Source organism: Cytobacillus sp. FSL R5-0569 (genome assembly GCF_038007265.1).
GTDB lineage: Bacteria > Bacillota > Bacilli > Bacillales > Cytobacillaceae > Cytobacillus > Cytobacillus kochii.
Genome location: NZ_JBBOWW010000001.1, coordinates 1,253,690 through 1,275,560, shown reverse-complemented (window position 1 = coordinate 1,275,560; position 21,871 = coordinate 1,253,690). Strand labels below are relative to the sequence as shown.

Here is a 21,871-nt window from a genome sequence, read left to right as displayed (position 1 = left end):
AAGATAAACATTTTTAAGGATTGTTATGAAAAGATTATGATTATTCTCTTGTCAATTTTATCTTTCACATATAATATCTATTGTGGTAGAAGATTTATTATTTTCATTTATTGAGGTTATTTTATGGACAAAAAACTAAGAGTAAGGTTTTGGATTTTAGTATTCATTGTTGCGATATCAGGTTTTAGTCAAGGAATGCTATTACCGCTCATCGCTATTATTTTTGAAGGTGATGGTGTATCTTCAAGTTTAAATGGCTTAAATGCAGCAGGTTTATATATTGGTATATTACTTATTTCACCTTTCATGGAATATCCCCTAAGAAAATATGGATATAAACCAGTCATTATTATCGGGGGACTTCTAGTAGCTACTTCCCTCTTATTATTTCCACTATGGAAGAGTTTTTGGTTTTGGTTTATTTTAAGGTTATTGATTGGAATCGGCGACCACGCCCTCCATTTTTCAACACAAACATGGATAACGTCATTTTCTCCTGAACGCAATCGAGGGAGAAATATTTCCATCTACGGATTATTCTTTGGGATTGGGTTTGCTGTTGGACCACTAATGACACCATTAGTTCATATAAGTGAATCTCTTCCATTTATTATTTCTTCCCTCTTTTGTTTTATTGCATGGGGGTTTGTGTTCTTTCTTGATAATGAGCAACCACAGCATACAATCGCTGTTCAATCACTAAAAGGGACTTTCCATCGTTTTTACGATGTATCTACTTATGCTTGGATTGCCTTTATCCCACCATTTAGTTACGGATTCTTAGAATCGTCAATAAATGGGAGCTTCCCTGTTTATGCTGTGCGCATGGGAATAGAAGTCTCATCAGTTTCGTTATTACTTACCTCATTTGCTGTCGGAGCGATTATTTTTCAGTTGCCTTTAGGGATGTTAAGTGACCGCTATGGACGAAGAAATATTTTAATGATTATTTTATTCTGTGGCTTTATTCTTTTCTCTTCTGCTGCGATATTTGAACAGAATGTCAACATTCTAATGTTGCTACTGTTTTTAGCAGGGATGGCTGTAGGAAGTACTTTTTCATTGGGAATTAGTTATATGACAGATTTAACTCCCACTCAGCTTTTACCTACCGGAAATCTTCTTTGTGGTGTTGCCTTTAGCTTAGGCAGTCTTATTGGACCCTACGCAGGCGGTTTATTTATTCAATATATACAATCACTAAGCTTTTTCGCCGTTATTAGTGGGATGATGCTCATCAATTTTACGATTATCGCTTATTTTGGTCGCCATAAGATGAGCAAGCAATTGTTTCACAGTTAAATTATGTTAAAAAACGTCTAATATAGAGAATAACCCTTTTCAAAAGTTACAATATAATGTAAAATTAAAGCAATTAAATATTATCAATTCGGCACTTTTTCTGCTGTCACCTATATGGTGGCAGCTTTCGTCGTTTTTAAGGGTAATGATGTTGATTATTCTTCTCAATGAGAATGGAGGAAATGAAAATATGGAAGGAAATGTCCTAGTACAAAAACAATCGCAATCATCTAGTCAATTATTCGAAAAGTTACTACCACATATCGAGCTTATAGCCGCAATTACTTCAGGTGTTTTTATTCTTATCGGTTGGTTACTTAGTAAAGGAGGCTATGAAACAACTTCTATCACTATCTTTATCTTATCTTTTATAATCGGAGGTTTTGCGAAGGCAAAAGAAGGTATTGAAGAAACGATTGCTAATAAGGAATTAAACGTTGAAATGCTGATGATCTTTGCCGCAATCGGCTCCGCAATCATTGGCTATTGGATTGAAGGTGCCATTCTTATTTTTATCTTTGCAATGAGTGGCGCACTAGAAACATATACAATGAATAAAAGTAAAAAAGAAATTTCTAGCCTTATGGAGTTGCAACCTGAAGAAGCTTTATTAATTCATGAGGATGGTGAAGAACTTGTTCACGTTTCTACACTACAAATCGGAGATAAAATTCTAGTTAAACCAGGGGAACGCGTTCCCTCTGATGGAATCATTGTCTACGGACAAACAACTATAGATGAAGCAACGATTACTGGTGAATCGATTCCGGTAACAAAAGGGTTATCTGAAGAAGTGTATGCCGGCACCGTCAATATGAATGGAGCCATTAAAGTAGAAATCACAAAAAAAGCGGATGAAACTCTTTTTCAAAAGATCATTCAACTGGTCCAATCAGCACAAAGTGAAAAGTCCCCTAGTCAGTTATTTATAGAGAATTTCGAAGGGAAATATGTAAAAATTGTACTACTGACCGTCGCACTCATGCTATTTCTCCCACACTTCTTACTTGGATGGAGTTGGAACGAAACATTTTACCGTGCCATGATTCTCCTAGTAGTCGCCTCACCTTGTGCACTTGTCGCCTCTATTATGCCGGCTACATTGTCTGCGATTTCTAATGGAGCAAGACAGGGAATTTTATTTAAAGGCGGGGTACATTTAGAGAACTTAGGCCATATTAAAGCCATTGCGTTTGATAAAACAGGTACTTTAACTAAAGGACGCCCAGAAGTAACAGATTTTATTACACTACACACTCAGCATCGTGATGATTATTTACGCATTGTTGGATCAATTGAAAACCATGCAAACCATCCACTTGCTACTGCCATCGTCTCGTATACAAAAGAAGAGCAGAGCTCTCCCCTTATAGAGCCCGAATCAATCGAAGATGTACCAGGATGGGGCATTAAAGCAGTGATTAACGGCGTCACTTGGAAAATTGGTAAACCATCATTTATTTTGAACAATAACGAACTTGCGCCAGAATTAAAAGAACAGCAAGAAACATTAGCTTCGAATGGTAAAACGATCGTTTTATTTGAACGCGATCATGAGGTGTGTGGATTAATCGCATTAAAGGATCAAGTTCGTCAAGAAACGAAAGCTGCGGTTAAACAATTAAATGATCAAGGTATATACACCATCATGTTAACAGGCGATAGCCAATCAACCGCTCAAGCCATTTCTACTGAAGCAAATGTAGAAGACTTTATTGCAGAATGTTTGCCAGAAAAAAAAGTGAATCATGTTAAGGAATTAAGAAATCAGTATCAACAAGTAGCAATGGTTGGAGATGGAATTAACGATGCGCCTGCACTTGCGACTGCAAATGTTGGGATTGCCATGGGTGAAGGAACCGATGTCGCATTAGAAACAGCAGATATTGTTTTAATGAAAAACGATCTTCCTAAAATCGCTCATGCAATTGCCCTATCCAAACGCATGAACACCATTATTAAACAAAATATTGTTTTCTCTATATCAGTTATTATGCTGTTAATTTGCTCTAATTTTCTACAGATATTAGATCTTCCTTACGGTGTAATCGGTCACGAAGGCTCAACCATTTTAGTGATATTAAATAGCTTAAGGTTGTTGAAGAACTAAAAGAAAGCAGCTATCCAAGTGTGTGAATGGATAGCTGCTTCTTTATTTAATGATAGCCGTTTTGCTTATTAGCCGAACTAGATGTTTTTTGTTTAGGTTTATTTTTACCTTTTTGTTTTGTGTTACCATCTTTATTTGCAGTCATTGTAATCACCCTCCTTAAGCCTAGGTTGTCCATTGATGCACCTTACAATCAGGTAACTTTTACTATGTGTTTTTCACTTTGCTGTATTTATTTAACAATGCGTTTATTTCTCCACCAATCATAATAATAATACCCGTTAAATAAAACCAAATCATTAATATAATGATTCCACCAATACTCCCATATGTGGCCGAGTAATTTCCAAAATTACTCACATAATATGAAAACGCATAGGAAGATAGAATCCAGCCAATTGTAGCAAAAAGTGAACCTGGGATAACTGTCACATTCGTTAAACGCTTATTAGGAGCAAACCAGTACAGTCCACTAAAGATAATAAAGATGATAAGCGGACTCGCCAGCCATCTAAGTGCATTCCATATGCTCAAAAATTGCTCAGTCAATCCAAATGCATCAAAGATAAATAGACCAATTTGTCTCCCAAACACAGGTAATAATAATGCTACTAAGAAAACAAAAACCATAGAAATAGTTAAAAGCATAGCAATGCCTCTTGCAACAATAAATGATCGACTTTCAACGACATCATACGCCTTATTAAAAGCCCTCATAATGCCATTTATCGCGGCGGACGCGGACCACAATGTACCGATAATACCAATTGATAACAGAGCCCCATTTTTCGTTGTGACGGCACTCAAATTGTCTTCCAATAATGACATAATTTCTTTTGGTGCGAAATCTCTAACGATAGCAAATATATCCTCTTGAGTAATCGGTAAATAAGGCAGCAATGATATCAAAACAATTAATAATGGAAAAAGTGATAGGAGAAAGAAGTAGGCCAATTGTGCAGCTACGCCGAAAACATCATCCTTATCTATTTGCTCCCATAGTTCCTTTCCAAAAGTAGTGACTTGTTTCATCAGCGATCCCCCAAACCTTGTTAGTTATTCCTAACATTCCCTTCTAACTTCGCTTCTGAAACCTCTACTTCACTTTTAGGGTCATTTAAGGCTTCTCTTGTTTCAATTGCCTTTGTTTTAATATCCTCAATTGTGGTCGTTAAGAAAGCCACATCTTCACCGATCTGCTGGGCTGCTGTTCTAACTTTTAAAGAGACACCTTTCACTTGTTGAACGGCTTCATCGGGATTTTTTATGTAATATTTTGCACTTTCTGTCGTTTCTCTGCATTTAGATTTTGCATTTTCTCTTGTATCACGGTCTAGCATCGTGAGCGCACCGCCCGCTACCGCTCCAAGGACAACACCTTTCCAAAACAATGATTTTCCCATTTTCCTCACTCCTTTATTCTTTTTAATCTACCTATACTTTATTTTCTTTTTTTCTCTAAAAACATGCAAGCTTTGCACCTATCAATGGTTGACTTTTCACTTTAACCATGGAAAGATTATACTACTGATGTATTATGGGGGGAAATCAAGTGAATTTATCACAGAAATCAACTGAAAATGTCGATTATATGATCGAAAAAATCAAGGAAAAACTAAAAGTATTAAATATTGGCGCCATTAAATCTTCTCATTTTGACGAAGAAATGTACGAAGAACTAAAAGATATTTACGATTTAGTGATGAAAAAAAATCATTTCAGTCCTAATGAAATGCAAGCAATCGCTGAAGAATTAGGAAACTTGCGCAAGAATAAATAAGACCTTATTATAAGCAGCTGCATGATTTGCAGCTGCTTTTTGTTTTATTGCTCAGTTAAAATCGTGATTCCATCTTTACCGACTGCAATTGTATGTTCATATTGAGCTGATAAACCACCATCAACTGTTCGCGCAGTCCAGCCATTTTGATCCATCTTCATATGATGCATTCCAGTATTCACCATTGGTTCAATGGTGAATACCATACCTTCTTTTATTCTCGGTCCTTTATGAGGGAGGCCAAAATGAGGAACATCCGGTTTTTCGTGGATGCTTGCCCCTATCCCATGACCAATAAATTCCCTTACTACCGAAAATCCTTTCTCTTCAACAAACTGTTGAATCGCATAACCAATATCTCCAATTCGGTTGCCTATCTTCACCTGCTCAATTCCTTTATATAATGATTCCTTTGTGACATCTAATAGGGTAGATACCTTTTCACTCACTTCTCCAACGCCGTACGTCCAAGCTGAATCTGCAAGAGCTCCATTATAATTGACCACCATATCAATCGTTACAATGTCGCCTGATTTTAATGGTTCCCTCCTCGGAAATCCGTGACAAATTTCATCATTAATGCTGGCACAAGTAGCATACTCATACCCGCGATAGCCCTTTTGCTCAGGTGTAGCCCCTATTTTCTTCAGATAGGCATCAACAAATTCTTCAATTTCCCATGTAGTTATACCCGGTTTAATTCTCATGGCAATCTCTTTATGACATTCAGCAAGTACCTTACCTGCTTCATGCATCTTTTCAATCTCTCTAGGTGATTTCAACACGATCAATAGCAAAACCTTCTTTCAGTCACTGTTATATTAAAAGTTATTATACTCTACTTATTAATATTAGCGCTGAATGAAAAGTTTTACAAAAATCATGCAACGATTGCTTTTCTTAAATTATCAGAGTAATTTTAAAGACTCTCTTGTAAAGGCAGGAATATCATCAGGTGTGCGGCTCGTCACAAGTTGATCCTGACAAACCACTACTTCTTTGTCCTGAAGTTTAGCTCCTGCATATTCCATATCTACATGAATGGATTTATAGCCTGTAGCTCCTCTACCTTCTAATGTTTTAGCAGAAATTAATAATTGTGGTCCATGACAAATAGCAAAAACAGGTTTTTTCGCATCCATCATCTTTTTCGTAAATTGAACAAAGCGATCATCTGCTCTTAACATATCCGGAGAAAATCCACCTGGAATAAAGAGAGCATCAAACTCATCTGCGTTCACATCATCTATACTTTTATCAATCGTCACTTGATCATTTCCTTGCTTCCCTTTTACGACTTTACCAACCTCTGATTCAATTGTAATAACCTCATGTCCTGCTTCCTTATAACTTTTTGCTGGTTCTGTATACTCAGAATCCTCAAACATATCGGTAATTAGACAAGCAATTTTTTTACTCATTTACTATCTCTCCTTTATGGTTTATATTGTTGGTTATATTATGTCCGTTCCCTGAAAGTCTTCCCTTAAAACATATATGTATGTTAATTAATATATTAAAGAAAACATGCCCTACAACTATACTTGATATTTATTTTCTGTTAAAATTCTTTTAGAACGGTAAGAATTCAATCTATTCAGTTTATACAGTCTCATTTATATCGGCAGCTCCGTAATGTAATGATTAAAAATTTTTTATTACAATTAAAAGACTAAGCGATTACAATTTACGGACATAAGCGGTTGGATTCTCTTTTTTTGATATGATACTGTTAACAACAAAGATAGATAGGGTGAACGTGATGATTGGTAATCGAGTCAAAGCATTAAGACAAGAGAAAAAAATGTCTTTATCAGAGCTTGCAGATCAAGCAGGAGTAGCTAAATCCTACTTAAGCTCATTAGAGAGAAATTTACAAACGAACCCTTCCATTCAATTCCTCGAAAAAATCGCAGCTGTACTCAATGTACCTGTTGATCACCTTATCCATGATCAAATTAATAAAGAAGAATTAGATACTGATTGGATAAATATAGTCAAAGAAGCGATGGAATCTGGGGTTTCAAAAGAAGAATTTCGGGAGTTTCTCGACTTTAATAAGTGGAAGACTAGAAATAAATAAGACAAGCTTACAAACGAATCTATAAAGATAAAAAGAGATATGAATGAAACCTCCGATAATCTTCGCGTTTATCGGAGGTTTTTTTCTTCTTATATTTTTTTTATTCCATTTTAACCATAATCTTGTAAGCTCATTAATTCGGAGGCCTCAATGTCATGTTATTCCTCTTCTTTAGCTTGTAGAAAAATTCTCACCTCTTCTTTATTTAAACCTAATTGTTTTGCTTCTTCAATAAGGGCAAGCCATTCTTCATCTAGTGTTTCTATAACTAAAGACCTTTCCAAATTAAATCCCCCTTTAGACTTGAAGCATATTCTCAATTAGTCCTATTTTGCAATAAATCCCGCTTTATTTTCAGACTATTGTAGATATTTACATTTTACTACTAGTTCATTCTAAAATCTGCTAATTTTTTTCTTCATTTTCAATCAAAAAACGACAAGTGTATAATGAAACTTGTAGAATAGAGGAAAAAATCGGAACTTTTGAGTCAAAAAATACCTACAAATAAAAAAACCGAACATCAATTCCTCCTTTAAAAGTTTGATTGATGTTCAGCTTCCTCTTTGATTTTTAAAATTGGATACTTTTATATCTTGAATTATAATTGCATAGCAAGTTTTGCCCCAATTTCGGCATTATGCTTAACTAATGCAATATTGGCTGCCAAGCTCTTACCACCGGTTAATTCTTTAATCATAGATAAGAGGAATGGTGTTATCTCTTTCCCTGAGATACCTTCTTCTTCTGCATGAACAAGAGCTTGATCAATCATCTCATTCATTTCCAGTTCATTCATAGCATCTGCTTCTGGTATTGGATTAGCAATAACTAGCCCTCCATTTAAGCCTAGTCCCCACTTTACCTTCATCATTTCAGCAATCTCTTTTATCTCATCTACACGAATATTGACATTATACGGGCTCTTTCTCGTATAAAAAGCGGGTATCTTATCTGTACGGTAACCGATGATTGGGACACCATATGTTTCTAGATATTCAGCTGTTAATTTAATATCCAGAATCGATTTAGCACCGGCACAAACGACAGCGACATTTGTCTTTGCTAATTCCTGCAAATCGGCTGATATATCCATTGTTTCACTTGCCCCTCTGTGGACACCACCAATACCACCTGTTACAAAAACTTCAATCCCAGCTAGTTCTGCACAAATCATCGTGGCAGCAACAGTTGTCGCTCCATGTTTCTTCGCTGCAATGACATAGGGAAAATCTCTTCTGCTAACTTTCATAATTGAATCGTTCGTTGCAAGTAGTTCAAGTTCTGCGTCTGATAGTCCGATTTTAATTCTACCTTCTATAATAGCAATGGTTGCTGGGATTGCCCCATTCTCCCTGATAATCATTTCAACTTCTTTGGCTGTTTGTACATTTTGAGGGTAAGGCATACCGTGAGAGATGATTGTTGATTCTAGTGCGACAATTGGTTTTAACTGTTTTTTTGCTTCGATCACCTCATCAGAGTAATCTAACCAATCTTTTCTCATTTGTAACAACTCCTCTAAAAATATTCTTGAAAGGCATGTTGTAGTTTCTTTGGGTTTAATTGTGGATGAACCGTTTCCTTACTTGTAAGCGTTACACTTGCACAGATAATTCCTATTTTACAAGCATCTTCTATATGCATTCCTTTATGATGTGCATAAATAATTCCTGATGCTAAGGCATCTCCAGCACCTGTTACATCAACGACATGAACAAAAGGGGGCATAATAGCTCCTGCCTCTCCATCTTGTGTGGCGAAAACAAGGCCATTTTCCCCTCTCGTTATTATCACTCTTTCTACACCTTTTGCTAAAATGATTTCACATGCTTTAAAGTAATCTCCTTCACTTGTAAGTTTTACTCCTGAAAGCAAACTTGCCTCATCTTTATTGGCAATAAGAAAACTCACACCTAATAGTTGAGCAGGGAGTCTTTTTATTTTCGATGTAGATACTGTTGTAATACATAATGGTGTGTTGAATTGTTTACATTTTTCTATTACTCTTGTCAATATAACACTTGGGAAATTCGTATCTAGAACAACCATTTTAGCCGAAGTAAAATACCCCCATCGTGATTCAATTATCTCCACATCGAGGTCATCGTTAATTCCCATATCAGATAATGCTAATTTCATTTCTCCCTTTTTATCCAACACTGCTGTATAAGTTCCTGTTCGGCAAGTAGGTATAATTATCGAAGGTGTTGTATCTACTAGTGGCTTTAGGCGATCTAACAACCATATACCTTCGTGATCTTCACCAATAGCAGATAATAAAGAAACGGACATTTCAAGTCTAGCCAAATTCTCCGCGATATTCCTTGCTACCCCTCCTCCTGATTGTTCAGTTTTCGCAGAATTCGATGTCCCTTCCTCTAAGCCGTCCACAGCTTGCAATTTTCTATCAATATTGGCAGCGCCCACACATAAAATAGATGGTTGCTTTGGTAAAATATAAGCCCTACCTAATATATAGCCATTTTTTGTAAGAGAGGAAATATAGCCTGCGACGGTAGAACGAGAAATGCTTAAGCTGTCTGCTAGCTCAGACTGTGAAATATAAGGATTATCTTTTATGGAATTTAAAATTTGCTGCTCTTTTTCATTCAATGGCTCCCCCTCCTGAGAACATTTGTCTATATTATAAACAATAGTTTGATATTTCTGCAAATTCTAATTATAGCTATACTATTTCTCATAAAAAAACAGATAAACTTTCTCAAAGTTTATCTGTTGGTTGTCAGTTCTCTCGGAAGTATTAAAATTTCTACTCTACGATTTCTTTCTCTTCCCGTAACCGTTTCATTCGATTCTTTAGGTTTATATTCACCAAACCCTTTGGCGCTAAACCATTCAGGATTAAGCTCTGGATTATGTAAAAGCACTTTCATGAAATTGACAGCTCTCATTACACTTAGTTCCCAGTTTGACTCAAAATTAGCATTTCGTATCGGTATATTATCCGTATGGCCACTAATAATAATATTTCTTGGAGGGTTCATCACAAGTAGATCAGAGATTTCTTCTGCTGTTTGTATATCTCTAGTTCTCACTTCTGCACTACCTGAAGAGAATAATACACTATCTCGAATCGTCACAAGCAGGCCTTCAGTTGTAAGCTCCGTTTCAAACTTATCAGTAATATCATTACTTATAATATAGTGATCAACTTTGGCTTTTAACTTTTTAAGTTCCTCAGTATCTTGTTCTTCATCAGATAGACCAGACAATTGACTAGCTGACACACTTTCTTTTTTTTGAGGGGCCATACTTCCTTCTGGCATTGGGCTAGGAAAATCAATTACACCATTACCTCCAGAAAAAACTTCATTAAAAGCTGTGGACATTTTTTGGAACTTTTGAACATCGATTGCACTAGAAGCAAATAAGACGATAAATAAAGCAACTAATAATGTAAGTAAATCCGCATAAGGCAGTAACCAGGATTCATCAACATGCTCATCTTCGTGACTCTTCTTCTTCCTTCTAGTCATGATTCTTTGCTTCCTTCATCTAGAAATTCTTTTCTTTCTTTTCCTGGTAAGTAGGAAGATAGTTTTTGTTCAATCACACGTGGAGATTCTCCCTCCAAAATAGATAAAATCCCCTCTATCATCATCCTCTTATGTTTAGCTTCTATTTTAGATTTCCTCTTTAACTTATTTGCGAATGGATGCCACAATACATATCCCGTAAAGATACCTAACATCGTTGCCACAAATGCAGCACTTATTGCTTCACCTAAAGCGTTAATATCGCTCATATTTCCTAATGCCGCAATTAATCCAATTACTGCACCTAATACACCTAGTGAGGGGGCATATGTTCCTGCTTGAGAAAATATTTGCGCTGCCGATTGATGGCGCTCTTCCATTGCATCAATTTCTTCATTTAATACGTCTCTAATATAATCGGCACTCTGTCCATCCACTGCTAGTGATAAACCATTCTTCAAAAAGGGATCATTGATTTCATTTATTCTTACTTCTAATGATAACAACCCCTCTTTTCGTGCAAGCTGAGCCCAATCAGCAAATTGGCTAATAATTTGAGACATCGGTAATGTCTCTCTTTCTTTGAATATGACGCTCATTATTTTAGGTATTCTTTTCACTTCAGAGACTGGAAAAGCGATTAAAACAGACGCTACTGTTCCAACGATAATAATCATAACGGCAGCGGGATTTACTAATACACCCAGTCCTACTCCTTTTAGAAACATACCTAACACAACTGCAATAATTCCTAATATGACACCTATCCAAGTTGTTTTATCCATCCTTATCACACCTACTTCAAAAAATACTTACTTCAAAACTTTTTACTCATTACTTTTTTATCAGATACTGGTTTCTTTGTTTTATTTCGACATATTTCTATGTAATTGAAGTAACTTAATAAGGTCTTTTATCCTATTTGTCTTTTTGTGTTTATATACATAAAAAAACCACACAAAATGAATGAATAGCATCATTTTTGTATGGTTATTTAAAAAGCTTGTTTTCGATTTTCTGTTCATAATTTTTGAAAATTTGTGTGTTTGTTGCCACTTTTCTTTCTGATAACAATGCTTGAAATTTTAACCTCTTTTCATTCAGCTCTTTTTTTAGTTCTCCTTCTTTCTCTTCATTCTCACAACTTGCAATTAATTGTTCAATTGTTAGCATCTCTTTCCTAAGATCAATTTCTTTTGTTGTATATCCTGCATTTTTCATTATTTTATAAGACATTCTTAGAGATTCTGGTACCCCGCTTAGTTCATCTTTCGGTAAAGGCTTACCATGCCCTTTTAAATGAGCAAACTCTCCCTGTCTTTGCGCTTGTTTGATTTTCTCTTCTGCTAAAATTGAGAATAAATCCATTAAATTATCACCTCATCTTCATCTTATTATACTCCATGCAGTTACATATCCCTAACGAATGAAGGGAAATATAAAATGGAAAGGAGCGATTCACTATGTCAAGAGGTAAACATTTTAATCATAAGAACAAACAGCATCCAGGTGCGTTTAATGAACAATATCAAAAAGAAAAATCAACTGAAGCTCAAGAAGACGAGGAGTTTTTAGTCGTTCAAGAAGCCTTTAAAAATCGCATTGAACAAAGTGAAAACCGTTAATATTTTTATTAGGCTGTAACCTTAGGGCTTACAGCCTTTTTTATAAAAAAAGTTAATGATAAGCTTTAATTTTTAGCCACTCTGTGCAATTTTCGATATCGTTAGAAAAAATACGATCCTGGTTAATTGTTGGTACAATTGTTCGACCTTGTTCATATAGTGAGCGGGTATGATTAGCCATTTTATCTATTCCCTTAAATTCAACCGCTTGCATAGCACAAATCAATTCAATTGCGATAACTTTATTTACATTTTTTATGATTTGATAGGCATGCCTTGCACCAATCGTTCCCATACTTACGTGATCCTCTTGATTAGCAGAAGAAGGAATAGAATCAACACTAGCAGGATGAGCCAGTGTCTTGTTCTCTGACACGAGTGAAGCTGCACAATATTGCATAATCATGGCACCTGATTGCAGCCCCGGTTCTGGGCTAAGAAAAGCGGGCAATTGATTGAGTTGTGGATTAACTAACCTTTCTATTCTTCTTTCAGATATATTCGCTAACTCAGCAACCGCAATTTTCAAAAAATCCATAGCTAACGCAATTGGTTGACCATGAAAATTCCCGCCTGAAATTACTTTTTCTCCATCATCAAAGATTAAAGGGTTATCTGTTGCAGCATTCATTTCAATTTCGAGCTTTTCTTTCACATAGTTAAGTGCTTGCCAAGTAGCACCGTGCACTTGCGGAATACATCTTATAGAGTAGGCATCCTGGACCCTCATTTCTCCTTGAACAGTAGTTAACTTACTACCACTTAAGTATGACCTCATTCGTTTTGCTGTTGCGATTTGTTCAGGATAACCACGAGCTTCATGTACTTTATGATCAAATGCATCGATTATTCCATTTAATGCTTCTACCGATATAGCTGCAATCTTTTCGCTTTCAAAAGCTAAGTTTTCTGCTTCAATATAGGCGATAACTCCTTGAGCGGTCATAGCTTGCGTACCGTTAATCAACGCAAGACCTTCTTTTGCTTCTAAAGTCAGCGGAGTAAGATCACATGCCTGTAGTACTTCTGCGCTCTTTTGTTTTTGTCCATTGAAAAAGACTTCACCTTCACCAACTAGTGTAAGTGCTAAATGGGATAGTGGTGCTAAATCACCACTCGCACCTAAGGATCCTTGCTGAGGAACGACAGGATGAATACGTTGATTAAGGTAAGTAAGTAGTCTATTAATTAATGCAAGACGAACCCCTGAATGCCCTTTTATAAGCGCATTAGCCCTTAACAATAACATTGCCCGAGAGACCTCCTCTGAGAACTCCTCACCCACTCCACATGCATGAGAGCGTATTAAATGGATCTGCAACTCCTCTACATGTTTGCGATCAATATGAACATCACTAAACTTTCCGAAACCAGTCGTAATCCCATATACAGTTTTACCTTCCGCAACTATTCTCTTTACAGCCATATGACTTCTTTCTACATTTTCTATACTCATACGGGCAATATTAACTTCTTCTCCGTGAAAGACCACCGCTTTCACTTGCTCTATCGTCAGGTGTTCCCCTGTTAATTCAATCATCTTATTACCTCCTTATCACATTAGCAAAATAAAGAAAAGACCCGAGTATCACCGAAATGATACTTGGGTCTTTTTATTAAAATAAAATTATTCTTATTTACGTTCATGATACTTCACCTATTTGATCTGTCTTATATCTATATTATAAAGCGGTGCTTACTCATGTCAATTGATTTTTACCATATTCTACCTGGTTACCATGTTAGCAAAATAAAGCACTAGAGCAACCCATATAAATTCATTCCATTTTCCGCTATAATAATTAACGACCCTTTAGTTTAGGAGATTGTTTTTTTTGGAAGGGAGAAAATATGAAATCATTAGTATTAGCCGAAAAACCAAGTGTCGGCAGAGAAATAGCCAGAGTATTAGGATGCAATCAGTCGCATAAAAACTATATAGAAGGCAAGCATTATATTGTTACATGGGCGCTTGGTCACTTAATAGAACTCAAGATGCCCGAACATTACGATAGCAAATACAAACAATGGAAACTAGAAGACCTGCCAATTATTCCTGATAAAATGGGCATCAAGGTAATGAAGCAAACAAGTCATCAATTTAAAACGGTCGAGCATCTTTCCAAGCGAAATGATGTAGGAGACTTTATTATCGCAACCGATGCTGGGCGTGAAGGTGAGTTAGTTGCTAGATGGATTTTAGAGAAGATTAAATGGAAAAAGCCAATCCACCGCCTCTGGATCTCATCTGTCACCGATCGAGCAATACAACAAGGATTTAAAAACCTTAAACCAGGGAAAGACTTTTTAAATTTATATGATTCTGCTGTTTGCAGAGCTGAAGCAGATTGGCTCATCGGATTAAATATTTCACGTGCATTAACAACGAAGTATCAAGAACCTCTTTCTGCTGGTAGAGTGCAAACTCCAACGCTTTCCCTTATTATGGATCGTGAGAAACAAATCCAGAAATTCACCCCACAGGATTATTGGATGATTCATGCAAAAGTGGGCGTATTAGAAACAGAATGGGAAAACAATGGTGAGAAACGAATCTTTAATAGTGATCAAGCTGAAACGATTAAAAAACAAACAGCAAAAGCAAAAGCAACAGTGCAATCGATTACTCGGAAAGAAAGAAGTGAAGCACAACCACTTCCATATGATTTAACTGAGCTACAACGCGATGCCAATAAAAAATTCGGCTTCTCAGCTAAAAAAACATCATCTGTACTGCAAAAATTATACGAACAACATAAAATCGTAACGTATCCACGTACAGACTCTCGTTATTTAACAAGCGATATGGAAAGTACAATGATGGAAAGATTAGAGGCAATTGCTGGTTCTTATAGTACAGAAGTAAAACCTTTGCTTGCGAAAAAGGGTAAGGTACTAGCCAAAAAGGTATTTAATAATAGTAAAGTGACGGATCATCATGCTATCATACCAACGGAACAAAGAGTACATCTCAGTGATTTATCAACAGATGAGAAAAAATTATTTGATATCATTGCTAAGCGATTCCTTGCTTTATTTTATCCGCCATATCAATATGAAAGTGTACTATTAAAGTTAGATATAGCTGGTGAAACGTTCGTAGCTAAAGAAACCCATATCATTGACTTAGGGTTTAAAACGCTCCATTCATCTACGAATGAACAAAATTCAAAGACTGCGTTGAATCAGTTACAACAAGGGAAACAGCTGCAAGTTCATACAGTCGAGACGATAAAAAAATTAACAGAGCCCCCTGCTCGCTTAAGTGAAGCCGATCTGTTACAAGGGATGGAGAAATTTGGTTTAGGTACACCTGCAACGCGTGCCGAAATTATCGAAAGACTTATCTCATCAGAAGTAGTAGAAAGACAAAACGGGCGCTTTCATTCCACCCAAAAAGGGAAGCAGTTAATGGATCTTGTAAATGATGAATTAACATCCCCAGCATTAACAGCTAAGTGGGAAAAAGAACTTGAAGCCATCGCACATGGAAAAGCAAAACGTGATGACTTTCTAAAGAAAATTAGACAACAAACGAAGCAAATAGTATCCGAAGTAAAGAAAAGTGATAAATCTTACCGCGCCCATAACTTAACCGGATCGAAATGTCCTGAATGCGGCTCTTTCTTAAAAGAACGGAATACGAAAGATGGGAAAATCCTCGTTTGTTCGAGTCTGGATTGTAACTTCAGAAAAAGAAAAGATCCAAAGCTTTCTAATCGTCGTTGTCCTCAATGTCATAAAAAGATGGAAGTTCACAACGGGAAAGCTGGAACATACTTCCAATGTCGCAAATGTAATGTGGTTGAAAAAGCGGCAGATAAGAAACAAAAAGTCAATAAACGTGAAGAAAGAAAGCTTGTTCAGAAATACTCTGCTAAAAATGATCAATTCGGTACGAGCCTTGGTGACTTGTTAAAACAAGCAATGGAAGATAAAGAGTAAACATACACTGTCAATCCAGTAAGAATCTTGCTGTTTTGGCAGTTTTTTTGTTATATCATGAACAACTTCTTGCTTATGTTTTACCATGTAAACCGTGTAGTTCTTCCCTCTATCTTGTCATAAAGATAAAAAGTTTCTTTTTTCCTATAGAAAAGTTACAATAAGTAAGAAGTTTTTGACAAAGGGAGTGTACATAGTATGAGTACTTTTGAAGAAAAGCTCGACAAATATGCAGAATTAGCAGTTAGAGTGGGTGTCAATATTCAAAAAGGTCAATCATTAGTCATCAATACTTCTATTGATTCTGCCCAATTGGTTCGAAAAATTGTAAAAAATGCTTATGAAGCTGGTGCTGATCAAGTTATTGTGAACTGGAATGATGATATTGTTTCTCGTACAAAGTATGAATTAGCACCGATTGATTCCTTTAAAGAGTATCCGAAATGGCGTGCGCGTGAAACGGAAGAATTAGCAGAAAACGGAGCAGCTTTTATTGCGATTGTCTCTTCTAGCCCTGACTTACTGAAAGGAATTGACCCTGAGAAAATCAGCACATTCCAAAAAGCATCAGGTCAAGCATTAGCAAAATATCGTAAAGCTGTGCAAACAGATAAAGTAAGTTGGACAGTAATATCCGCACCTTCTCAAGCTTGGGCGAATATGGTGTTCCCTGACGCAAAAGAAGAGGAACGAGTCAACTTACTATGGGATGCTATCTTTAAAGCAACACGAACTGATTTAGATGATCCTATCCAAGCATGGAAAGATCATGATCAAACATTACATGAAAAAGTAGAATACTTAAACGAAAAACGTTATAAAAAATTACATTACACCGCACCAGGAACAGATTTGACGATTGAATTACCAGAAAAACATTTATGGGTTGGTGCTGGAAGCGTCAATGAAAACGGTCATGAATTCATGGCAAACATGCCAACAGAGGAAGTGTTCACAGTGCCACATAAATATGGTGTAAATGGCACTGTCGCAAGCACAAAACCACTTAGTTATGGTGGTAACATTATTGACCGCTTCTCCATTACTTTTAAAGATGGAAGAATAGTTGATTATAAAGCTGAGGAAGGCGAAGCTATTTTAAAACAACTAGTTGAGACAGATGAGGGCTCTCATTATCTTGGTGAAGTCGCGCTTGTACCATTTCAATCACCAATTTCTCAATCAAACCTTCTTTTCTATAACACATTATTTGATGAAAATGCATCGAATCACCTCGCTATCGGCAGCGCCTACGCCTTCTGTGTAGAAGGTGGCAAAAAAATGAATAGTGAAGAGCTAGAAACAAACGGATTAAACGAAAGTATCACCCATGTAGACTTTATGGTCGGTTCCTCTGAAATGGATATTGACGGTATCCTTGAAGATGGTACAACTGAGCCTGTATTCCGTAAAGGAGATTGGGCATTTTAACAAAGAAATATTGCGTGAGCACTCTTCAGACCCAAACGCTAGCGTTTGGGTCTACTTTTCGTGATTTTTTGGGGATACAATATCTTTTGTGAATGAGCAAGCACGCCCCCTGAGCATTCTGTTTTTTGTGAATCATACTTTATTGTTATTCCTACTACTCTAAGTAATATTGCTATTTGAGGAACAGATTATTGCGGAGCGCTCATGCTCTGGTTTCTCTCTGAGTGACTTGCTAATCCCTTTTGCGTGGCGCTCAGTTCTTATTTTCTTGCTGAGTGACTTGCTGTTCCCTTTTGCGCGGCGCTCAGTTCTTGTTTTCTTGCTGAGTGATCTGCAAACTCCTTTTGCAAAGCGCTCACTCTCTAGTTTCTCTCTGGGTGACTTGCTAATCCCTTTTGCGAAGCGCTCATGTTCTGGTTTCTTTCTGAGTGACTTACTGTTCCCTTTTGCGCGGCGCTCAGTTCTAGTTTTCTTTCTGAGTCACCTGCAAACTCCTTTTACTAAGCGCTCACTCTCTCTTTTCTTTCTGAGTGACTTGCTGATCCCTTTTGCGTGGCACTCAGTTCTTGTTTTCTTGTTGAGTGACCTGCTAACTCTTTTTGCGAAGCGCTCACTCTCTCTTTTCTCTCTAAGTGACTTGCTAATCCCTTTTGCGTGGCGCTCAGTTCTAGTTTCCTTGCTGAGTGACCTGCATACTCCTTTTGCAAAGCACTCACTCTCTGCTTTCTCTCTGAGTGACTTGCTAATCCCTTTTGTGCGGCGCTCAGTTCTTGTTTTCTTGCTGAGTGACCTGCAATCTCCTTTTGCGAAGCGCTCATGCTCTGGTTTCTCTCTGAGTGACTTGCTAATCCCTTTTGCGTGGCGCTCAGTTCTTGTTTTCTTGCTGAGTGACCTGCTAACTCCTTTTGCAAAGCGCTCACTCTCTACTTTCTCTCTGAGTGACTTGCTGATCCCTTTTGCATGGCGCTCAGTTCTTGTTTTCTTGCTGAGTGACCTGCTAACTCCTTTTGCAAAGCGCTCATGCTCTAGTTTCTTTCTGAGTGACTTGCTGTTCCCTTTTGCGTGGCGCTCAGTTCTTGTTTTCTTGCTGAGTGACCTGCTAACTCCTTTTACTAAGCGCTCACTCTCTTTATTCTCTCTGAGTGACTTGCTAATCCCTTTTTCAAAGCGCTCCGTTCTTATTTTCTTGCTGAGTGACCTGCAAACTCTTTTTGCGAAGCGCTCACTCTCTCTTTTCTCTCTAAATGACTTGCTAATCCATTTTACAAAGCGCTCACTCTCTGCTTTCTCTCTGAGTGACTTGCTACACCCTTTTGCAAAGCGCTCAGTTCTGTTTTTCTTTCTGAGTGACTTACCATGCCAGAATCCTTTGAATTTAGGCAGCACAAATAGGCTGCTACTATCTTGTTTTTAAAAATTTCGCAGCCTACCTATGATCAAAATATAATGTTTTATTGCTTACTTAATGAGATTTGCTTGATCTCTCCTGATTCATCCGTATAGGTTTTAAGAACATATTTATCAGCAAGAAATTCAGAATAGATTAAACCGTTCTCCTCTTCTTGTCTAACTGGATCTCCTAATAACTTCTTGAGATCTGCTAATGAAGATTGTAATCTTTCCCCTGGGATGGCAACTGTAGATACAGCCCCATCTTCTCTGTTATAGTAGTAGATTGTTTCTGGATACATTAAATACTGTTGACCATGAAGTATTCCCTCTTGAATGTAATAAGGGTTAGATTTTTTAATGTCTTCTATGTTCGTACCAATTGGATAAGGGCCACCCATAGGTATACCCATTTTCGCTCTTTCAATTACTTCTTTAGTCAACTCAATATTTTCATAAGGATAAAACACTTCTTCCGTCTCGCTCCAAATATCCATCCAAGACTGATCTAATAATGATTGATAAGCACCAGAATCTTCAGTTACCGTTGCTTCATCATGGAGTGAAAGGACTAATGGATCATTTTGTAATTCCCAGCTGAGAAAAATCGATTCATTTTGATTAACCGGATAGGCCGATTGAAGGACATTTTGACTTAAGGATTTAAGTTTTCTATCTGTTAAGTTAAGCAATTCTCCACCTTCAATCGGTACCTCTCTTAATATCCCTTGGTCCATTGAAATAACTCGAAGTGACGATACTTCCTCACTCTTTTCAAGTGATAATATAATAAGAGTTTGTTTATTTGTATTCAGTGAATAGATATTATTTTTATTGAATTTCTCATAGGCAAGCTCTTGGCTATATGCCATTTTGCCGTTCTCTTCAGCAACAAAAAATGAATATTGATTGCTATCATCTTGATTTGAGGAAATATATACTTCATAACTTTTTTCCCCATCCACCATTGTTGTTTCGTAAATGGCATTTTCTTTAAGGACTGCCACCTGTTGTTTTTCTACTTCATCCGCTTCATGAGCAACAGTTGAACTTGGCTCCATTTCTTGTTTATTCACCTTTGACTCATTCATGCAACCAGACATGAGAGTAGTTAACATTAATATATATAAATATTTCTTCATTTAAATCTCCCTATCAACAAAAATCACTTGGCCCTTGCCAAGTGCTTAATATTCTAAGTAAAGTCCTTTTTATGAAAGACTAGTCGTCAATTCTATTTTTAAGCTATCATACATTTCTTTATTGACATTCTAAATTGTAACAAATCTGAAACAATACTACAAACAGAATAAATAATCGTAAAGTAAACTTAATGTCCTGATTTCTCCCGTTTACTATGTTTAAATATTTATATACAATGTTTCTTAAAGAATTCAACATAAGAACTACTTTTTGATTTGGAGGGATTTTTTGCTATGTTACAAGAATTTAAGAAATTTGCTATGAAAGGAAATGTGTTAGACCTGGCAATCGGGGTCATTATAGGGGCAGCTTTTGGAAAAATTGTTACTTCTCTAGTGAATGATCTGATTATGCCTATTCTTGGAATCTTTATCGGTGGAGTCGATTTCACAAAACTCTCTTATTCCCCTCCATTTGGGGAATCTGTTATACTATATGGACAATTTATTCAAACCGTTTTCGACTTTTTGATTGTCGCTTTTTCCATTTTTCTTTTTGTCCAATTTATGAATAAAAGAATTAGGAAGAAAGAAGAAGAGAGTACGCCTGAACCGCCAGAAAAAGATGCAAAAGAAGAATTACTAATCGAAATTCGTGACTTGTTGCAAAAACAAGAGCAGAACTCACTTGATATAACAAAAAAACAAAATCATGAGTCCTAAATAAAATCTAGGAATATTTATATGAGTGGCAAAAAGAACAAATGATAGACATCTCATCATATCATTTGTTCTTTTTCCTATTTGCCACATAAATGCTCATGCATCTATTCACACAGCTAATCTTATATAGAAAGAAGTGGTCCAATGCCATCATCTATTCAAAAACAATATTTTCGTCGTGTTATTATTATTTTTATGATTTCTCTTGCTATTGCCACTATTGGGGTCTTTCTTGGTACAGTTGTTCCAAGCCAGTATTTTCTACCGATCAAGATAATTGAAGTAATTATGTTAATCATCGCTTTTTTTCTTAGACGAAAAAAGGGGATTTCCTACTTTTTCTTATTCTTATTTACCTTTATATCTGGCTTGTCTATTTATCCAATTCTACATCAATATGTGTCTTCAATAGGTATGCAAACGATACTAATGACGCTCATAGCAACAACTATCATTTTTATTTTTATTGCGAGCTATGCCACTATTACAAAGAAAGATTTTAGTTTTTTAGGCGGTATATTATCAATTGCATTACTTGCCTTTATCATTATTGCTATCATACGAATCTTTTGGCCATTAGATGACACTTCACTACTCATATATTCATTTATAGGTGTTCTCATATTCAGTGGCTATATTCTATATGACTTTAACCGTTTGAAAAAATACGGTATTAAAAAAAGTCAAATCCCTACTTACACTTTGAATTTGTATTTAGATTTTATTAATCTCTTCTTAAACTTACTTAGACTAATTGGTTTACTGAAAGATAGAAAATAACAAGTAACATTATAAAAACGAAGAACGACAATGACAGATTACTTTCTGTCGTTTTTTTTAT

The 21,871-nt window shown here is 36.3% G+C and carries 22 protein-coding genes; 9 read left to right on the top strand and 13 right to left on the bottom strand.

The window, feature by feature from the left end; genetic code table 11:
* The first annotated feature begins 123 nt into the window (after positions 1-123).
* Both MKX78_RS06640 and MKX78_RS06635 read left to right on the top strand, forming a co-directional pair.
* Complete coding sequence (locus tag MKX78_RS06640) at positions 124-1,302, top strand: MFS transporter (RefSeq protein ID WP_095370078.1); 1,179 nt, start codon at positions 124-126, stop codon at positions 1,300-1,302.
* A gap of 190 nt (positions 1,303-1,492) precedes the next feature.
* The gene (locus MKX78_RS06635; RefSeq protein ID WP_307319348.1) at positions 1,493-3,412 is read left to right on the top strand and encodes a heavy metal translocating P-type ATPase; all 1,920 of its coding nucleotides are present in this window, start codon (positions 1,493-1,495) and stop codon (positions 3,410-3,412) included.
* A 207-nt stretch (positions 3,413-3,619) separates the two neighbouring features.
* Here the strand turns inward: MKX78_RS06635 and MKX78_RS06630 are convergent, their stop codons facing one another.
* Positions 3,620-4,444, bottom strand: coding sequence for a YihY/virulence factor BrkB family protein (locus MKX78_RS06630; protein WP_095370079.1), 825 nt, complete (start codon positions 4,442-4,444; stop codon positions 3,620-3,622).
* 20 nt (positions 4,445-4,464) lie between these two features.
* Entirely contained in the window at positions 4,465-4,815 is a 351-nt protein-coding gene (locus MKX78_RS06625) for a YtxH domain-containing protein (RefSeq protein WP_307319351.1), read from the bottom strand.
* Positions 4,816-4,964: 149 nt separating this feature from the next.
* Here MKX78_RS06625 and MKX78_RS06620 point away from each other — a divergent pair, with 149 nt between their 5' ends.
* Positions 4,965-5,192 (top strand): DUF1128 domain-containing protein, encoded by a 228-nt coding sequence (locus tag MKX78_RS06620; protein ID WP_095370081.1) that lies wholly within the window; start codon positions 4,965-4,967, stop codon positions 5,190-5,192.
* Positions 5,193-5,236: 44 nt separating this feature from the next.
* Here MKX78_RS06620 and map read toward each other — a convergent pair whose 3' ends face one another.
* On the bottom strand, positions 5,237-5,983 hold the full coding sequence (map, locus tag MKX78_RS06615) for a type I methionyl aminopeptidase (RefSeq protein ID WP_095370082.1): 747 nt from the start codon (positions 5,981-5,983) through the stop codon (positions 5,237-5,239).
* Between the two features lie 117 nt (positions 5,984-6,100).
* Positions 6,101-6,613 (bottom strand): type 1 glutamine amidotransferase domain-containing protein, encoded by a 513-nt coding sequence (locus tag MKX78_RS06610; protein WP_341050313.1) that lies wholly within the window; start codon positions 6,611-6,613, stop codon positions 6,101-6,103.
* A gap of 341 nt (positions 6,614-6,954) precedes the next feature.
* Between MKX78_RS06610 and MKX78_RS06605 the strand changes: the two genes are divergently transcribed.
* Positions 6,955-7,275 (top strand): helix-turn-helix domain-containing protein, encoded by a 321-nt coding sequence (locus tag MKX78_RS06605; protein WP_095370084.1) that lies wholly within the window; start codon positions 6,955-6,957, stop codon positions 7,273-7,275.
* Between the two features lie 158 nt (positions 7,276-7,433).
* On the opposite strand, the gene sinI is transcribed toward MKX78_RS06605, so the two are convergent.
* The 6 genes from sinI to MKX78_RS06575 form a co-directional block, all read right to left on the bottom strand.
* Positions 7,434-7,559 carry a DNA-binding anti-repressor SinI gene (sinI, locus tag MKX78_RS06600; protein WP_157733760.1) on the bottom strand — a complete coding sequence of 42 codons (126 nt, stop codon included), beginning with the start codon at positions 7,557-7,559 and terminating at the stop codon, positions 7,434-7,436.
* 317 nt (positions 7,560-7,876) lie between these two features.
* Positions 7,877-8,782 carry a pseudouridine-5'-phosphate glycosidase gene (locus MKX78_RS06595; protein ID WP_095370086.1) on the bottom strand — a complete coding sequence of 302 codons (906 nt, stop codon included), beginning with the start codon at positions 8,780-8,782 and terminating at the stop codon, positions 7,877-7,879.
* A gap of 14 nt (positions 8,783-8,796) precedes the next feature.
* Positions 8,797-9,891 (bottom strand): carbohydrate kinase, encoded by a 1,095-nt coding sequence (locus MKX78_RS06590; RefSeq protein WP_341050311.1) that lies wholly within the window; start codon positions 9,889-9,891, stop codon positions 8,797-8,799.
* Between the two features lie 116 nt (positions 9,892-10,007).
* Positions 10,008-10,775: a flagellar motor protein MotB gene (gene motB / locus MKX78_RS06585; protein ID WP_341050308.1), complete on the bottom strand. Its 768-nt coding sequence runs from the start codon at positions 10,773-10,775 to the stop codon at positions 10,008-10,010.
* Complete coding sequence (motA, locus tag MKX78_RS06580) at positions 10,772-11,560, bottom strand: flagellar motor stator protein MotA (RefSeq protein WP_095370088.1); 789 nt, start codon at positions 11,558-11,560, stop codon at positions 10,772-10,774. Before motA ends, motB begins: the two co-directional genes overlap by 4 nt.
* Before the next feature lie 205 nt (positions 11,561-11,765).
* A complete protein-coding gene (locus tag MKX78_RS06575) occupies positions 11,766-12,143 on the bottom strand; it encodes a DnaJ family domain-containing protein (RefSeq protein WP_095370089.1) in 378 nt (125 codons plus the stop codon).
* Between the two features lie 95 nt (positions 12,144-12,238).
* On the opposite strand from MKX78_RS06575, the gene MKX78_RS06570 reads away from it, so the two are divergent.
* Positions 12,239-12,400 carry a hypothetical protein gene (locus MKX78_RS06570; protein ID WP_224935434.1) on the top strand — a complete coding sequence of 54 codons (162 nt, stop codon included), beginning with the start codon at positions 12,239-12,241 and terminating at the stop codon, positions 12,398-12,400.
* A gap of 52 nt (positions 12,401-12,452) precedes the next feature.
* Here MKX78_RS06570 and hutH read toward each other — a convergent pair whose 3' ends face one another.
* Positions 12,453-13,940, bottom strand: coding sequence for a histidine ammonia-lyase (gene hutH, locus MKX78_RS06565; RefSeq protein WP_307319365.1), 1,488 nt, complete (start codon positions 13,938-13,940; stop codon positions 12,453-12,455).
* Positions 13,941-14,251: 311 nt separating this feature from the next.
* Here hutH and MKX78_RS06560 point away from each other — a divergent pair, with 311 nt between their 5' ends.
* Together MKX78_RS06560 and MKX78_RS06555 are read left to right on the top strand one after the other, a co-directional pair.
* Positions 14,252-16,345, top strand: coding sequence for a DNA topoisomerase III (locus MKX78_RS06560; protein ID WP_095373503.1), 2,094 nt, complete (start codon positions 14,252-14,254; stop codon positions 16,343-16,345).
* A gap of 198 nt (positions 16,346-16,543) precedes the next feature.
* The gene (locus MKX78_RS06555) at positions 16,544-17,776 is read left to right on the top strand and encodes an aminopeptidase (protein ID WP_095370091.1); all 1,233 of its coding nucleotides are present in this window, start codon (positions 16,544-16,546) and stop codon (positions 17,774-17,776) included.
* Between the two features lie 500 nt (positions 17,777-18,276).
* Here the strand turns inward: MKX78_RS06555 and MKX78_RS06550 are convergent, their stop codons facing one another.
* Together MKX78_RS06550 and MKX78_RS06545 are read right to left on the bottom strand one after the other, a co-directional pair.
* The gene (locus MKX78_RS06550; RefSeq protein WP_341050306.1) at positions 18,277-18,696 is read right to left on the bottom strand and encodes a hypothetical protein; all 420 of its coding nucleotides are present in this window, start codon (positions 18,694-18,696) and stop codon (positions 18,277-18,279) included.
* Positions 18,697-19,227: 531 nt separating this feature from the next.
* Entirely contained in the window at positions 19,228-20,307 is a 1,080-nt protein-coding gene (locus tag MKX78_RS06545) for a hypothetical protein (RefSeq protein ID WP_095370093.1), read from the bottom strand.
* A 294-nt stretch (positions 20,308-20,601) separates the two neighbouring features.
* Here MKX78_RS06545 and mscL point away from each other — a divergent pair, with 294 nt between their 5' ends.
* Both mscL and MKX78_RS06535 read left to right on the top strand, forming a co-directional pair.
* Entirely contained in the window at positions 20,602-21,030 is a 429-nt protein-coding gene (gene mscL, locus MKX78_RS06540) for a large conductance mechanosensitive channel protein MscL (protein WP_095370094.1), read from the top strand.
* Between the two features lie 144 nt (positions 21,031-21,174).
* Positions 21,175-21,810, top strand: a complete 636-nt coding sequence (locus MKX78_RS06535) for a Bax inhibitor-1 family protein (RefSeq protein ID WP_322910032.1) — start codon at positions 21,175-21,177, stop codon at positions 21,808-21,810.
* Positions 21,811-21,871: the final 61 nt, after the last annotated feature.

Bases quoted from the DNA above. Each gene is read 5' to 3' on its own strand.
- motA (WP_095370088.1), bottom strand. From the start codon at position 11,560: ATGGATAAAACAACTTGGATAGGTGTCATATTAGGAATTATTGCAGTT.
- motB (WP_341050308.1), bottom strand. From the start codon at position 10,775: ATGACTAGAAGGAAGAAGAAGAGTCACGAAGATGAGCATGTTGATGAA.
- MKX78_RS06575 (WP_095370089.1), bottom strand. From the start codon at position 12,143: ATGGATTTATTCTCAATTTTAGCAGAAGAGAAAATCAAACAAGCGCAA.
- MKX78_RS06635 (WP_307319348.1), top strand. From the start codon at position 1,493: ATGGAAGGAAATGTCCTAGTACAAAAACAATCGCAATCATCTAGTCAA.
- MKX78_RS06630 (WP_095370079.1), bottom strand. From the start codon at position 4,444: ATGAAACAAGTCACTACTTTTGGAAAGGAACTATGGGAGCAAATAGAT.
- MKX78_RS06595 (WP_095370086.1), bottom strand. From the start codon at position 8,782: ATGAGAAAAGATTGGTTAGATTACTCTGATGAGGTGATCGAAGCAAAA.
- MKX78_RS06560 (WP_095373503.1), top strand. From the start codon at position 14,252: ATGAAATCATTAGTATTAGCCGAAAAACCAAGTGTCGGCAGAGAAATA.
- MKX78_RS06555 (WP_095370091.1), top strand. From the start codon at position 16,544: ATGAGTACTTTTGAAGAAAAGCTCGACAAATATGCAGAATTAGCAGTT.
- MKX78_RS06640 (WP_095370078.1), top strand. From the start codon at position 124: ATGGACAAAAAACTAAGAGTAAGGTTTTGGATTTTAGTATTCATTGTT.
- MKX78_RS06545 (WP_095370093.1), bottom strand. From the start codon at position 20,307: ATGAAGAAATATTTATATATATTAATGTTAACTACTCTCATGTCTGGT.
- hutH (WP_307319365.1), bottom strand. From the start codon at position 13,940: ATGATTGAATTAACAGGGGAACACCTGACGATAGAGCAAGTGAAAGCG.
- MKX78_RS06625 (WP_307319351.1), bottom strand. From the start codon at position 4,815: ATGGGAAAATCATTGTTTTGGAAAGGTGTTGTCCTTGGAGCGGTAGCG.
- mscL (WP_095370094.1), top strand. From the start codon at position 20,602: ATGTTACAAGAATTTAAGAAATTTGCTATGAAAGGAAATGTGTTAGAC.
- MKX78_RS06610 (WP_341050313.1), bottom strand. From the start codon at position 6,613: ATGAGTAAAAAAATTGCTTGTCTAATTACCGATATGTTTGAGGATTCT.
- MKX78_RS06605 (WP_095370084.1), top strand. From the start codon at position 6,955: ATGATTGGTAATCGAGTCAAAGCATTAAGACAAGAGAAAAAAATGTCT.
- MKX78_RS06535 (WP_322910032.1), top strand. From the start codon at position 21,175: ATGCCATCATCTATTCAAAAACAATATTTTCGTCGTGTTATTATTATT.
- MKX78_RS06570 (WP_224935434.1), top strand. From the start codon at position 12,239: ATGTCAAGAGGTAAACATTTTAATCATAAGAACAAACAGCATCCAGGT.